Source organism: Jeotgalibacillus salarius, from assembly GCF_004405125.1.
GTDB classification, from domain to species: Bacteria; Bacillota; Bacilli; order Bacillales; family Jeotgalibacillaceae; genus Jeotgalibacillus; species Jeotgalibacillus salarius.
Genome location: NZ_SORX01000005.1, coordinates 175,612 through 188,277, shown reverse-complemented (window position 1 = coordinate 188,277; position 12,666 = coordinate 175,612). Strand labels below are relative to the sequence as shown.

General features: G+C 41.7%; 18 protein-coding genes and 1 other annotated feature. Of the genes, 1 reads left to right on the top strand and 17 read right to left on the bottom strand.

Features of this window, described 5'->3' with window-relative positions; all coding sequences use genetic code 11:
* Positions 1-7: 7 nt before the first annotated feature.
* The 3 genes from ruvA to safA form a co-directional block, all read right to left on the bottom strand.
* Positions 8-619 (bottom strand): Holliday junction branch migration protein RuvA, encoded by a 612-nt coding sequence (gene ruvA, locus E2626_RS10290; protein ID WP_134381664.1) that lies wholly within the window; start codon positions 617-619, stop codon positions 8-10.
* Between the two features lie 176 nt (positions 620-795).
* The gene (locus E2626_RS10285) at positions 796-1,083 is read right to left on the bottom strand and encodes a BofC N-terminal domain-containing protein (RefSeq protein ID WP_134381663.1); all 288 of its coding nucleotides are present in this window, start codon (positions 1,081-1,083) and stop codon (positions 796-798) included.
* Between the two features lie 67 nt (positions 1,084-1,150).
* Complete coding sequence (gene safA / locus E2626_RS17485; protein ID WP_134381662.1) at positions 1,151-1,768, bottom strand: SafA/ExsA family spore coat assembly protein; 618 nt, start codon at positions 1,766-1,768, stop codon at positions 1,151-1,153.
* A 94-nt stretch (positions 1,769-1,862) separates the two neighbouring features.
* On the opposite strand from safA, the gene E2626_RS10275 reads away from it, so the two are divergent.
* Positions 1,863-2,399 carry a transcription repressor NadR gene (locus tag E2626_RS10275; RefSeq protein ID WP_134381661.1) on the top strand — a complete coding sequence of 179 codons (537 nt, stop codon included), beginning with the start codon at positions 1,863-1,865 and terminating at the stop codon, positions 2,397-2,399.
* A 39-nt stretch (positions 2,400-2,438) separates the two neighbouring features.
* Here E2626_RS10275 and pheA read toward each other — a convergent pair whose 3' ends face one another.
* The 14 genes from pheA to mreC all read right to left on the bottom strand — a co-directional run bounded on the left by pheA (position 2,439) and on the right by mreC (position 12,650).
* Positions 2,439-3,299 (bottom strand): prephenate dehydratase, encoded by an 861-nt coding sequence (pheA, locus tag E2626_RS10270; RefSeq protein WP_134381786.1) that lies wholly within the window; start codon positions 3,297-3,299, stop codon positions 2,439-2,441.
* A 22-nt stretch (positions 3,300-3,321) separates the two neighbouring features.
* Positions 3,322-3,777: an ACT domain-containing protein gene (locus E2626_RS10265; protein ID WP_134381660.1), complete on the bottom strand. Its 456-nt coding sequence runs from the start codon at positions 3,775-3,777 to the stop codon at positions 3,322-3,324.
* 16 nt (positions 3,778-3,793) lie between these two features.
* Positions 3,794-5,080 (bottom strand): GTPase ObgE, encoded by a 1,287-nt coding sequence (gene obgE / locus E2626_RS10260; RefSeq protein WP_134381659.1) that lies wholly within the window; start codon positions 5,078-5,080, stop codon positions 3,794-3,796.
* Between the two features lie 20 nt (positions 5,081-5,100).
* The gene (locus tag E2626_RS10255; RefSeq protein ID WP_134381658.1) at positions 5,101-5,652 is read right to left on the bottom strand and encodes a Spo0B domain-containing protein; all 552 of its coding nucleotides are present in this window, start codon (positions 5,650-5,652) and stop codon (positions 5,101-5,103) included.
* 108 nt (positions 5,653-5,760) lie between these two features.
* The gene (gene rpmA, locus E2626_RS10250) at positions 5,761-6,051 is read right to left on the bottom strand and encodes a 50S ribosomal protein L27 (protein ID WP_039810086.1); all 291 of its coding nucleotides are present in this window, start codon (positions 6,049-6,051) and stop codon (positions 5,761-5,763) included.
* Between the two features lie 13 nt (positions 6,052-6,064).
* Entirely contained in the window at positions 6,065-6,397 is a 333-nt protein-coding gene (locus E2626_RS10245) for a ribosomal-processing cysteine protease Prp (RefSeq protein ID WP_134381657.1), read from the bottom strand.
* Positions 6,398-6,408: 11 nt separating this feature from the next.
* Positions 6,409-6,717 (bottom strand): 50S ribosomal protein L21, encoded by a 309-nt coding sequence (gene rplU / locus E2626_RS10240; RefSeq protein ID WP_134381656.1) that lies wholly within the window; start codon positions 6,715-6,717, stop codon positions 6,409-6,411.
* 16 nt (positions 6,718-6,733) lie between these two features.
* Positions 6,734-6,809: a sequence feature (ribosomal protein L21 leader region), on the bottom strand.
* Positions 6,810-6,876: 67 nt separating this feature from the next.
* Positions 6,877-8,262, bottom strand: a complete 1,386-nt coding sequence (locus E2626_RS10235; RefSeq protein WP_134381655.1) for a ribonuclease E/G — start codon at positions 8,260-8,262, stop codon at positions 6,877-6,879.
* A 26-nt stretch (positions 8,263-8,288) separates the two neighbouring features.
* Entirely contained in the window at positions 8,289-9,098 is an 810-nt protein-coding gene (locus E2626_RS10230) for a site-2 protease family protein (RefSeq protein WP_134381654.1), read from the bottom strand.
* Entirely contained in the window at positions 9,076-9,678 is a 603-nt protein-coding gene (locus tag E2626_RS10225; RefSeq protein ID WP_166786790.1) for a M23 family metallopeptidase, read from the bottom strand. The genes E2626_RS10230 and E2626_RS10225 overlap by 23 nt, the downstream gene beginning before the upstream one ends.
* Before the next feature lie 75 nt (positions 9,679-9,753).
* Positions 9,754-10,554, bottom strand: coding sequence for a septum site-determining protein MinD (gene minD / locus E2626_RS10220; RefSeq protein WP_134381652.1), 801 nt, complete (start codon positions 10,552-10,554; stop codon positions 9,754-9,756).
* 2 nt (positions 10,555-10,556) lie between these two features.
* The gene (gene minC / locus E2626_RS10215) at positions 10,557-11,210 is read right to left on the bottom strand and encodes a septum site-determining protein MinC (protein ID WP_134381785.1); all 654 of its coding nucleotides are present in this window, start codon (positions 11,208-11,210) and stop codon (positions 10,557-10,559) included.
* Between the two features lie 43 nt (positions 11,211-11,253).
* Positions 11,254-11,772 (bottom strand): rod shape-determining protein MreD, encoded by a 519-nt coding sequence (gene mreD / locus E2626_RS10210; RefSeq protein WP_134381651.1) that lies wholly within the window; start codon positions 11,770-11,772, stop codon positions 11,254-11,256.
* Positions 11,769-12,650, bottom strand: a complete 882-nt coding sequence (gene mreC, locus E2626_RS10205; RefSeq protein ID WP_134381650.1) for a rod shape-determining protein MreC — start codon at positions 12,648-12,650, stop codon at positions 11,769-11,771. Before mreC ends, mreD begins: the two co-directional genes overlap by 4 nt.
* Between the last annotated feature and the right edge of the window lie 16 nt (positions 12,651-12,666).

Genomic DNA, 12,666 nt, shown 5'->3' with positions numbered 1-12,666 from the left:
CCCTCCTTTACTTAAGCTTCAGCATGAGCTGAAGACCTTTTTTAATATATTGATCTGTTGTCATCGATTCTTTTTGCAAAACAGGTTTTATTTTTTTCACTTCACGCTCGGAATATCCCAGCGCCTGTAATGCCATCACTGCTTCGTCAAGTGCCGAGTCATCCTGTCCCTTCAATTCTGCTGCATCATTAAACAGATTTGGAAAGTAATCCGGTACTACGTCCTGTAGTTTTCCTTTCAGATCGAGGATAATTTGTCTGGCAGTTTTCTTCCCTACACCAGGGAATTTAACAAGCAGCGTTTCATTTTCATCTTCAATTGCCTGAATGACCTGCTCAGGCGCACCGGAGGCAAGAATAGCTAAGGCACCCTTTGGACCGATTCCCGATACATTCAATAGCTTCGTAAATAAAAGCTTTTCCTCCATCGTAGGAAACCCAAACAATGTGAGCTGATCTTCTCTGACGTGCTGATAAGTAAATACCTGTACTGTTTCTCCCTGCTTAGAAGACATCACAAAAGGATTAGGCATATAAATTTTGTAGCCTAACCCATGATGATCAGAAACAATATACTCTGTTGAGATATATGTAATTTCACCTTTTATATATTCATACATGATAGAATCTTCCTTTCAATGCAAACTTCATTGTAACACAATTTCTAGTTGCTGATATGTCTGACTTTTTTATGATCGTTCGTTGTTGAGTCCTGTTCTTCTAACAAAACATCTGTTCTATTTTATCATGTAAGGTTACTTTTTTCAGCAATAGAAAAAACAGCCGCTTGGGCTGTTTAATCAATTTCATAATATCCGCTCAATTTCACGAGTGGAGAAACTTCCTTTTCAGATGTTCTCAACGTAATCAGCTCATTACTCATATCAATAATTTGCAAACTGGAGTAAGCCGCAAAGAAGTCTTCCATTGCTTCAAAAGACTCCGTTCTGTGCTCAATCCCTTTTTCTCCATTTTGGTAAATGGTTTCTATTGCTAAATTTAATGAAAGCTGAGCTGCATAGGTTTGATCCACGTGAATGCTCGATAATAACAGACACATTAACATTGTGACGAATATTTTCATTAAACCCTCTCCTAAAATATGCTCTTTAAGATAGGGTTTGTGTTTTAGCTGTTTTTATTCACAGGTTTTAAAAAGGTCCTCTGTATGGAAAATGACACGGACAACCACAACAGCAACAAACCGGCATCGGATGACAGTTGTGGTCCATCATAGGATGAAACATTTGTTCAGGCATAGGAGGCATATGCATTTGCTGCGGCTGCATCATGTGAGGCATCATATGCTCCATAGATTTTACAGAAGGTTTCTCGTTACAGCTGCAATATTTTTCCCCAATCATTTTTTCCCATTCATTCTTTTCATGGGCTTTAGGCATTTCAGGCATCTTTGGGATCTGAGGCATTGCAGACATATCAGGCATCTTCTGCATTTTTGGCATTACAGGCATCTGAGGCGTCGCAGGCATCATAAAACTGGGATAAGGCATAGCAGGCATTGGAAATGTCTCTTCTGGCAGTTGCGGAGAAGCAGGTTTATCATTTGTATATGGATGCATGTATTCGCTTTTCTTTCCAGCTGTTTTTTCAGCTGACTTTTCTGCAGGAATTTTAATTTTCATACCAGGCATGATCATATCAGGATTAGCCAGATGAGCGTTAATTGCTTTCAGTTCCTCGAAAGATACCTGATAATGTTTTGCGATCGTCCAAAGTGTATCTCCTTTTTGAACAACATGAATTTTCATATTGCCACCTCCATTATTCATTCCATATATCCTATGAACGAAATGGATTTATGATACAATACTTTCAGAACATCCTAGGAAAGAAGGGTAGCAGATGCCAAGTGACCGCCAGAAAACAGGTGAAGCCAGAAGAGAAAAAATATTACTAGCTCTCCGGCATTCCATTGGACCAATTACCGGCCGCTCTCTCGCCAAAGAAATGAATGTGAGCAGACAGGTCATTGTGAGCGATATTAATTTGTTAAAAGCAAAAAACGAACCAATACTTGCTACAAGTCAGGGTTATTTATATATGCCTTCAAATCCTGTTAGCCGGGTTTCAAGATTGATCGTCTGCAGGCATACGCCTGAGCAGACCGAACAAGAATTGCAGCTAATCGTTAAACACGGAGCAATTGTTAAAAATGTCGTGATTGAACACCCTGTCTACGGTGAGATGACCGCTTCACTCATGCTGCACAATCAGGCTGAAGTGAAACGGTTTACAGATCAACTCTCTTCTTCTGAGTCTTCACTTTTGTCAGAACTAACAGATGGCGTTCACATGCATGAAATCGAAGCTGAAAATGCTGCAATATTGGATCATATTGAACAGGAGCTTGATCATGCAGGAATATTGCATAAAGGCTAAAAAAACTGATTCTCTCAATGTGAGGAGAGAATCAGTTTTTTATTTCTGCGGCAGTAGCATATGTTTTTTATAACTTCCGAGAACTTTTACTGTACAGCCCAGTGCTTCAAGCTCTTCAATTGCTCCCTGCATCAATATGCCATCAACAGGACGCTCAACGTCAATGATGAAAAAGTAATTACCCAGACCTGTTTTGAGAGGTCTCGATTCAATTTTACTGAGGCTGAGCTGGCGCCATGAAAAAGCAGAAAGCACCTGATGGAGCGCACCTGGCCTGTCGTCTGAAGGAAGTGTAACCATTAATGTAGTTTTTTCAGCATCATGCTCAAAAGGCAGCAATTCAGTCTCTAATTCACTGGTCAATACAACAAAGCGTGTGTGATTGAAATGAAAGTCATGAATATTTTCTTCAACAACTGTTAACCCGTATGTATCTGCAGCCAGCGCATTACCAATCGCGGCAATATTCTCTTCAGGATGCGCGCTCACATATTGAGCAGCAGCTGATGTAGAGGTAGATGGCTCAAGTGTTACTCCTCTGAATCGGTAATATAAGTACTTATGGCATTGAGCAAGCGCATGTGAATGTGACATAATCCTGCTTACGTCCTGCCATTCGTGCTCATGATCCGGGTGAACCATTAAGTGCTGCTCAATCGGTGAGATTAATTCGGCAGTAATATGTAAATCCACATCATGAAATAAATAGTCTACAGTGATCGGGACAGAACCCTCAAGTGCATTTTCGAGCGGGACAACTGCCCGGTCTACCTTTTTCTCTGCAAGTGCCTCCAGGCAGTCAGGAATAGTAGGAAATGCAATATATTCTTCATTTATGAACACGCTTTTTACCGCATAATGGGTAAATGAAGCTTCCGGACCTAAATAACCAATTCTCATTTGTTCACCTTCTTCATCAAAATCAGGCACCTGAGCCCAGCACTTCAACTTTCTCAACAAACTCAAGTCTTTTTAGTCTGTTCATCATCTCATCAAGCGTCACATTCATATCTGTTACATTGAGTGATAAGGTAACGTTTGCCCGCCCCTGGAGCGGAATTGTCTGATGAATGGTCAATATGTTCCCACCACAGGTAGCAACCAGCTCAAGCAGCTGAGATAAGGTGCCTGAGCGGTCTTCCAGATGGAAAAAGAGCGTGATGATTTTTTCTTTCACAACCGTATGAAACGGGAAAACAGTGTCTCTGTATTTATAAAATGCGCTTCGGCTTAAATCGACTGAGCGCACAGCTTCCCATACAGATCCTGCATGTCCCCTCTCAAGCAGCTGCTTTGCTTCAAGCGTTTTTTGCATCGCTTCAGGAAGCACATCTTCTCTTACCAGATAGAATTTCTCATTTAGTTCCTTTTTTGGCACCTTATACCCTCCCGCTTTACTCTACGAAATCAAATTCAAATTCAATGATCTTAACTGTATCACCGTTCTTCGCACCTTTTTCACGAAGTGCATCATCAATACCCATTCCACGCATCTGACGCGAAAATCGTCTGATTGATTCTTCACGGCTGAAATCAGTCATTTTAAATAATCTTTCAAGTGAATCTCCTGTAATCACGAAGCTTCCATCAGGATCGCGTGTAATCTCGAATTTCGCTTCTTCCTGATGCTTATAAAGAACGCGGTTGATTGTTTCATCCTTTTCAGCTTCCTGCAGAGGGAATTCAGGTGTAGATTCAACAAGATCAGCAACAGTATAAAGAAGCTCCTTAAGACCCTGTCTGGAAATGGCCGAAACAGGAAAGACTTGTACATCTTCACCAATCTGTTCTTTAAATTTCTTCAGGTTCTCTTCTGCTTCAGGCATGTCCATTTTATTTGCAACAACTACCTGAGGACGTTCAGATAAGCGTAAGTTATATTCATTCAGCTCATTATTGATCGTCATATAATCGTCATAAGGATCTCTTCCTTCAAGTGCTGACATATCAACAACGTGTACAATAACACGTGTTCTTTCAATATGTCTGAGGAATTGATGTCCAAGCCCAACCCCTTCATGCGCACCTTCAATTAATCCCGGAAGGTCTGCCATGACAAATGTCCGGTTATCTTCAGTTTCCACCATGCCCAGGTTCGGTGCAATTGTCGTAAAGTGGTACTCAGCAATTTTTGGCTTTGCAGCAGATACAACAGATAATAGCGTTGACTTCCCTACACTAGGGAATCCTACAAGCCCAACATCGGCAAGTAATTTCAATTCCATTACGATGGTTTTTTCCTGACCCGGTTCGCCTTTTTCAGACAGTTCCGGCGCAGGATTTGAAGGAGAAGCAAAACGGGAATTTCCTCTGCCTCCGCGTCCGCCTTTTGCAATCACAGCCTGTTGTCCGTGTTCTGTAAGGTCAGCAATGACTTCACCAGTTGCTTCATCTTTTACGACTGTGCCTGGTGGAACTTTTACGACCATGTCAGACGCACCTCTGCCGTGCTGATTTTTAGTCATTCCGTTTTCACCTTTAGGTGCTTTGAAGTGGCGCTGATAACGGAAATCCATCAGTGTTCTTAAGCCTTCTTCAACTAGAAAGATTACATTGGCGCCTTGTCCGCCGTCTCCACCGGCAGGTCCGCCCTTTGGTACATATTTTTCTCTACGGAAAGCGACCATTCCATCTCCGCCGTCTCCGCCTTTTACATATATCTTTACCTGATCGACAAACATAATTGTGGATCCTCCTATTGTTAAACTTTCACTCTTGGTACAGGGTAATCAAAGGTCAGCTTTATTGAAAAGGATGCGCATGTATCGTGAATCCATTCAACCTGTGCTTCTTCCGGCTCCTGTATAATGTTTTCCGGAGAGGATTGAAGAGGCTCCCCTTCATATTCCACAACAATGGAAAAGCTTTCTTCCTGCTGTTCAAATAAAAAGTAAAGCTCCTGATCCGACGGTGTATTTAATGCTTTATCCACCGCTGCAGCAGTTTTTTTCGCCCAATTTAGAAGCAGCATATCATACGCTTCCGGAATTTTCATTCTTTCTGTGAATTCGTATCCGAGCTTTAACGGCCCGGGACGATACCAATTATATGTCAGCAGCCATTCTGAAAAACGTGGCGTTCCCAGTGCAGTCAGTAATGCCTCCTGCCTGGATTCAATGACCATTTCGTCAATCATTTGTGCCGCTCTGTCTGTATTCAACAGCTCGAGGTTTCCTTTAATCATCTGCAATTTATTCATCCAGTCATGACGGCAATGCTGCAGGAGTTCGAGCTTTAGCTTTGATTCTATCATCAGGCTCCTCCTAAAGAGTGTTACTTAACCTACAGTATATCAAAGTACGCGCTAATGCTGAATATAAAAAGAAACTCTGGCTGTTTATAACCAGAGTTTCTTAAGAAATTAAGCTTCTTGTGCAGCTGGGTATACGCTGACCTTTTTCTTGTCACGGCCCATACGCTCGAAGCGTACAACGCCATCAGCTTTCGCGAATAGAGTGTCGTCTCCTCCGCGGCCTACGTTTTCTCCAGGATAAATCTTAGTTCCACGCTGACGGTAAAGGATTGATCCGCCTGTAACGAACTGGCCATCCGCACGCTTAGCGCCTAGACGCTTAGAGATTGAATCACGACCGTTCTTAGTTGAACCTACTCCCTTTTTCGAAGCGAAAAATTGAAGATCTAATCTTAGCATGGTTTTCCACCTCCTACTTTTTGAAGGTTATTTTAATGTATTGCCCGTATTCCTGTTCAATTGTCTGCAAGGAGACAATCATACTTTCCAAGATCAGTTGAGTACGGCTGCCTGCTTCACCTGCATCACGAGGAAATTCTACTCTGAGATAACCTCCATCATCTCCCTGGTGAATGACCGGTTCAGTCCCAGTAAGAGAAAAAACTGCGTTCACTGCGCCAAAGGAAACTGCAGATGCGCCGGCACAGACTAAGTCTTTGCCATGCTCCGCATAATCAGCGTGCCCTTCCATTTGAAAAGCTCTTATCAGACCGTTCGGCTCCTGTTCAATGACAACCTGTATCATATCGGGACCTATTAAGCGTTGATCTTGCCGATTACAACTTTAGTGTAAGGCTGACGGTGACCAAGCTTACGGTGTTGATTTTTCTTCGGCTTGTATTTGAATACAGTGATCTTTTTAGCGCGACCCTGTTTTTCAACTTTACCTGTAACAGTAGCGCCACCAACTAGTGGGCTTCCTACTTTTACATTATCTCCGCCTACGAAAAGAACTTTGTCAAACGTAATTTCTTCGCCTGCTTCAGCGTTAAGCTTTTCGATGTAGACCTCCTGGCCTTCAACTACTTTAATCTGCTTTCCGCCTGTTTCAATAATTGCGTACATTCCAATGCACCTCCTTGAGTTCACTCAGACTCGCCATATACCAGGTGACTTTTCAGTGCTTAAAGACCTGTTATGAGCGGTTGCAGCACGGGTGCTACAAACAGTAACATATGAATGTTATCACATGAACGAGAACAGTGTCAATGACATTCTCTATTTTCACCTAAGTTCATAATAAGAATGCGTATGTTCGATTTCTATTAATTTTACCGGAATGTTCAATTCGTCTTCAATCCAGGTAAGAAATGCTGGATCTTCTTTAATCAGACTGAGTATATCTTTTGTGAGCTTAATTTCAGCTTTTTCAATGATTCTTCTCCTGATTAACAATTCTTTCTCCAGTTCAAGCAGACAGCTTTCCGGTGAAGGGACACGGCCTTTTCCGGCGCAGACCGGACACGGAACTGTATAGACGGCGTGATAGGATGCCTTTGTTTTTTTACGGGTTAACTGATAAAGACCCAGTTCGGTAAAACCTGCAGTAAATACATGTTTGACATCTTTTTTAGCTTCTTCTTTAATGATTAAATCAATCTCAGCACGATCACTGGCACTTTCCATATTAATGAAATCAATGACAATGATCCCATGCATATCCCTGATCCTCATTTGGCGAAGCGATTCCAGTGCTGCTTTTGTATTGATTTCTTTAGCAGCCGTCTGATGATGTTTACTACCAGTCTGTTTCGAAGAATTGACATCGATCACAGTCATCGCCTCAAGAGGATCAATGACAATTGAACTCCCGCCATCCAGCCAGACAATTTGCCTCGTCATCAGCTGAACGATATCTTCTTTTAAATATGCTTGAAATAAATCTTCGTCTGCTGCGTGCAGTTCAATGTTCGTTTTCAGATTTGACTCGCTCACAAAGGATTTAAGACGGCTCGACATTCCGGCTGTGTCAGTAATCACTTCATCCGGTGGGCTCTTTAATACAACTTCTTTAATATCATCAAGAAATTTTGAAGGCTTGTCCAGCAAGTGAACACCTTTTTTTGAATTAAAAGTTTGAATAAGCATGCTGAAACGACTTTGCAATTCATTTAGTTCAGCCGAAAGAAGTGCTTCATCTGCAAATTCAGCTTCACTTCTAATTAACAGACCACCGTTTTTCTTAAGCGAATGTTCCGCCCATTTGTTCAGCGTTTTTCGTTTAGCCGGACTGATCTTCTTGGAATGCCTGACCATTTGTGTAAAAGGGAAATACACCATATATCTGCCGGATAATTCGATATCTCCTGTCAGGACAGGCCCTTTGGACGCTTCCTCATCTTTTTTCACCTGTACTAATAGTCTCATTCCCTGATGGACCGGTCCGGCATCAGGGATGCTTTTTAATGGCAAATAACCTTTAGGCCCATTGTCAAACATCACAAAAGCAGCATGCAGTGACGGTTTAATACTCGCAATCGTACCGCTGTATATGTTGCCTACTTTTGTTTGTGAAAATGGCGGATACAATTCAAGACGGTCAAGACGTTTGTCGTTGACGAGTGCCCATTTTTTTTCGCTGGTTTTATCACTTATAATGAGTTGTTTCAATTTGTGCACCTCTTCTGAAGCCGCTTTTATTTGATTGCGGAAAAGTATCGTTTTATTATCATATCATCACTTACATTTCCGATCATCTTTCCGTCTTTTAACAGGATGAACTGCTGACTTCTGCCTTTATATAGTCTGTCTATCAACTCTCTTACACTTACTTCCGCATCGATTATTTCTACTTTTTTCTTCTGTGAATCAGTTGGCGCATTCCACTTTTCAAGTATAAATTGGTGATGCTGCATATGCCTGTTACGATGCATAAGCCAAATACTCACCCCGCTGTATATAAATAACAACAGCCACTGAAACTGCAGCTGGTCAATCATTACGACCAGTGAAACTGTTAGACAGACAATGCTGATCATGACGGACAAATGAATGCTTTTTTTAAAAGGAAACATCAAACACAAGACACAATACACCATCCTCCCGCCATCAAGCGGCCAGACAGGTAAAAGATTAAAAATGAGCAGCTGAATATTAAGATAATAGATTTCCTCAAAATACGGGATTGAAGGATGAACAGAGACCAACAGCAAATGGAGCAGAATGTGAAACAGTGGTCCACTAATTGCAACTGCCATTTCTTCAGAAATTGATTTATTTAGGATGCCTTTCACTTCAAGCTGACCACCAAATGGCATCAGTGTCAGTTTTTTTATGTCCCATTTAAAAAAAGCTGCAGTCAGTCCATGTGCAGCTTCATGAAAAATGACAAGCATAAACAAAATGAAGAAAGATAAAAATTGCCCCGTCAAAAATGAAGCTGCAGCCATCAGCCATAACATTGGATGGATGATAACATTCAGTTTAATTCCTTTCATTGATTTCATTCAACAGATCATTCATATTCATTGGTGTATTTTCCGGCTTCAATATAAATTGGTATACGTCGTTTTCTGCGTATCCAATCTGCTCTCCTGCACTGATCAAATCAAACGTTTTGATCTTATCCGGCACAACTGACACATACACCGTTTTCTTTCTGTCAGTATGCTGCATCACTACCACGTTTTCGCCTGCTGACTGACCTGCAAATAAGATGACCCCGCTTCTTGGAGCAAAAATCGGCTCACCCGCTACGGATGCAATAGATGTTTGATTTCCTTCGAGTGCTTCCTGGCTAAAAGATACTGATACAGGCATAACTGTTTGATGATTTGTCATTCCTTCATTTGACAACCCCAAATGTTTACCCCAGTTTTCGTAATGAGTGGCAAATTCAAAAGATGAATAAAGTACATCCTGTGCATCAATAAGCTGCGGCAGTGACCAAAGATCGTCTTCACTCGCAGTAAATAAAACGGCAATTAATCCTGCAAAGATCGTTTTTACCAGAAACTTTTCCGGGAACCCTGGTCTCACGCCGCGTTTTTCACGCATTTTATCTGCATATTTTTTGACAGGGGACATACCTGCACTCTCCCTTTTCTCAGCCTTCTGCTTCATCCTATGAAAAAAACCGGCAGCACATTCGCTGCCGGCTTTTTACTTCTTGCCGAGAAGTTTAAATATCTTTTGAAAGAATGTCGGTTTTTCATCTGATAATGACATAAGTGGAATTGATTCTCCCAGAATTCTTTTCGCAATGTTGCGATAAGCAATCGATGCTTTACTATCCGGGTTCATCGTAATAGGTTCACCTTTGTTAGAAGCGGTAATAACCATATCATCATCCACAACGATCCCAAGCAGATCAATAGACAGATGTGTCGTGACTTCATCAATATCCAGCATGTCACCTGACTCCATTAAATGGTTTCTGATTCTATTAATGATCAATACAGGAGGCTCATGGGTTTCCTGTTCAAGAAGTCCGATAATTCTGTCAGCATCCCGTACAGCAGATCGTTCAGGTGTCGTAACAACAATTGCACGATCCGCACCTGCAACTGCATTTTTGTAACCCTGTTCGATCCCTGCAGGACAGTCAATCAATATATAGTCATAATCCTGTTTCAGCTGATCGACAAGCTCTTTCATCTGTTCAGGATTTACGGCTGATTTATCACTCGTCTGAGCAGCCGGCAGAAGATACAGCAGACCATCAAAGCGCTTATCTTTTACAAGTGCCTGATTCGGCTTGCATCTTCCCTCCACTACGTCTACGAGATCATAAATAATTCTGTTATCCAAACCGAGAATAACGTCCAGGTTGCGCAGGCCAATATCAGTATCAATTAAACATACTTTCTTTCCCTGCATCGCGATTGCTGTACCTAGATTGGCAGTCGTGGTCGTTTTACCGACACCGCCTTTACCTGATGTAATGACAATTGCTTCGCCCACTGTTATATTCCTCCTTCAACCTTAGTCATACCGGGACGGATTTTTCTTAAAACCTGTAAACGGTCAACAACAATTTGATCTCTGTCATCTATGTAAGCACATTCCATTTCGTGTGATTCATCATCCTGATCAGGTGCCCGATTCAGTTTTGATGCAATACGAATCTGGGCAGGAAGCATTTGTGAAGCAACAATTACTGCCTCTTTTTTGCCATAACAGCCTGCATGTGCAATTCCTCTTAATGTACCAAGAATATAAATATTACCGCCTGCCATAATCATGCCGCCTGGATTTACATCTCCAACCAGCAAAAAGTCGCCTTCAACCTCGATCACCTGACCTGATCTCACAATTCCGGTCATGGATGACATTTCTTTCTCTCTAACTCTTTGTTCAGCCTCGTCTTTCGTGATGACGTTACTGTAGATATCGTCTACGAGAAGGCTTTTCTGCTGATGAACAATTTGCCTGATTTCTTCCTGCTGCTCCTCAGTTAAAAAGCGGTTACCAGCTTCTATCCTGGCTTTCACAGCCTGACCATCCGCAGGCGCTTTATATTGAACAGAAAGCTTTTCGATTAGTTCCTCTTTTAACACTTCATAACCACACTGGTCATTCAGCATTAAAATAAAGCCATCCTTTGTACCTTTAATCATTACGTTTTGCGCACCCACATTATTCACCCCAAACCGTAGCGTATTAGTCCTCCAGATGTTTGAGTCTGACAGATGCCATCCAAACCTTGAAAGGATAAGCGGCAATCAAGATAAAGACCGCATTGAAAAGCAGTGTTGAATATAGTCTCTGATTTAAAAATGTTTCTACATTCATATCAGCTATACCAATCAGGAGGTTAAACTGATAAACAATCCACTCAAGCAGCGCAATCATAACCAGTGTCACAAGACCACTGACTGCAATGTTTTGATAAATCACCCTGACGATCATCGCTGAGATATAAATTAACAGCGGAAATAAAAACATATAAATCCCCAGAACACCTGTAAAGAAAACATCATACATCAATCCAAAAACGAATGCATAAACATAAGATGCATTCCGGTTATAATAAAAACTTAAAAATATCAGAAACACAACCAGAAAGCGCGGAACCAGAAGCCTTGTATCACCTGCAGCTTCTATTGGAGAGAAAGTCGCAAAAATACTTTCACTGTAAAAGACTGCAATACCGATTAACGGAAGCATAAATCGGATCATTCTTCATCCTCCTCAGCTTCCGTTTCGATCTCTTCTGCTCCGGCAGCGGTTCTTTCAAGCACCATCACATGTTCAATGTCATAAAGACTTGCAGCGGGGTTCACAAAAGCTGTTTGTGTCAGTCCGTATTCATCCGAAGTTACTTCAGTTACTTCCCCGATCAAAAGACCTCTTGGGAAAATACCTCCAAGTCCTGAAGTAATAACCTGAGAACCTACTTCAACAGGTACGTCGAATGGAATCTTCTTGACCATTAGTTCTTCACGCTCCGTGTCAAAACCTTCTACAGTCCCAAAAACATTGGATTCTTCTGTCTGGAGAAGTGCTGAAACTCTATTAAGGGAGTTTCTGGCACTCAACAGTTCAATCGTAGATGTAAACTGACCGGTATCTTTTACTCTGCCGATCATACCGCCTGCCGTCTGAACGGCCATATCTGCTTCAATCCCGTTCACCTGACCCTTGTCAATAATGATCGTATCCTGCCATTGATCAGGGTTGCGGGCAATGACTGTTGCATTAATGATGCTGTAATCACGAATGTTACCTTCCACATTCGTCTGTTCCCTCAACTCATCATTGTCTCTTTGCAAATCCGTTACCTGCGTTTCAAGCAAAGCAAGTTCTTCAAGACTAGATTTCAATTTCTTATTTTCGCTGTAAGTATTCAGAAGGTCCTGAACGCTTTCAACACCACCCTGAACAAAGCTTGCCGGCTTCGATGCAATATTCTGTCCAAACCCGACGATATCTTTTACAAATTGCTCCGGAAGAGAAATATTTTCTCTTTCTCTAAGTGAAAACCCAATTAATGCAACAAGCAGTATAATACTGACGAGCAGCACAATCAGCCTTTTATTTCTAAAAAAAGAAGGCATTTTCTGCACACCCCAA

What these genes read in the sequence shown, in the direction of transcription:
- rpmA (WP_039810086.1), bottom strand. Translation starts at nt 6,051, where the DNA reads ATGCTAAGATTAGATCTTCAATTTTTCGCTTCGAAAAAGGGAGTAGGT.
- E2626_RS10255 (WP_134381658.1), bottom strand. Translation starts at nt 5,652, where the DNA reads ATGATAGAATCAAAGCTAAAGCTCGAACTCCTGCAGCATTGCCGTCAT.
- obgE (WP_134381659.1), bottom strand. Translation starts at nt 5,080, where the DNA reads ATGTTTGTCGATCAGGTAAAGATATATGTAAAAGGCGGAGACGGCGGA.
- E2626_RS10225 (WP_166786790.1), bottom strand. Translation starts at nt 9,678, where the DNA reads ATGTCCCCTGTCAAAAAATATGCAGATAAAATGCGTGAAAAACGCGGC.
- safA (WP_134381662.1), bottom strand. Translation starts at nt 1,768, where the DNA reads ATGAAAATTCATGTTGTTCAAAAAGGAGATACACTTTGGACGATCGCA.
- mreD (WP_134381651.1), bottom strand. Translation starts at nt 11,772, where the DNA reads ATGATCCGATTTATGCTTCCGTTAATCGGTATTGCAGTCTTTTACAGT.
- E2626_RS10245 (WP_134381657.1), bottom strand. Translation starts at nt 6,397, where the DNA reads ATGATACAGGTTGTCATTGAACAGGAGCCGAACGGTCTGATAAGAGCT.
- minC (WP_134381785.1), bottom strand. Translation starts at nt 11,210, where the DNA reads ATGATTAAAGGTACAAAGGATGGCTTTATTTTAATGCTGAATGACCAG.
- E2626_RS10275 (WP_134381661.1), top strand. Translation starts at nt 1,863, where the DNA reads ATGCCAAGTGACCGCCAGAAAACAGGTGAAGCCAGAAGAGAAAAAATA.
- rplU (WP_134381656.1), bottom strand. Translation starts at nt 6,717, where the DNA reads ATGTACGCAATTATTGAAACAGGCGGAAAGCAGATTAAAGTAGTTGAA.
- mreC (WP_134381650.1), bottom strand. Translation starts at nt 12,650, where the DNA reads ATGCCTTCTTTTTTTAGAAATAAAAGGCTGATTGTGCTGCTCGTCAGT.
- ruvA (WP_134381664.1), bottom strand. Translation starts at nt 619, where the DNA reads ATGTATGAATATATAAAAGGTGAAATTACATATATCTCAACAGAGTAT.
- E2626_RS10285 (WP_134381663.1), bottom strand. Translation starts at nt 1,083, where the DNA reads ATGAAAATATTCGTCACAATGTTAATGTGTCTGTTATTATCGAGCATT.
- E2626_RS10230 (WP_134381654.1), bottom strand. Translation starts at nt 9,098, where the DNA reads ATGAAATCAATGAAAGGAATTAAACTGAATGTTATCATCCATCCAATG.
- pheA (WP_134381786.1), bottom strand. Translation starts at nt 3,299, where the DNA reads ATGAGAATTGGTTATTTAGGTCCGGAAGCTTCATTTACCCATTATGCG.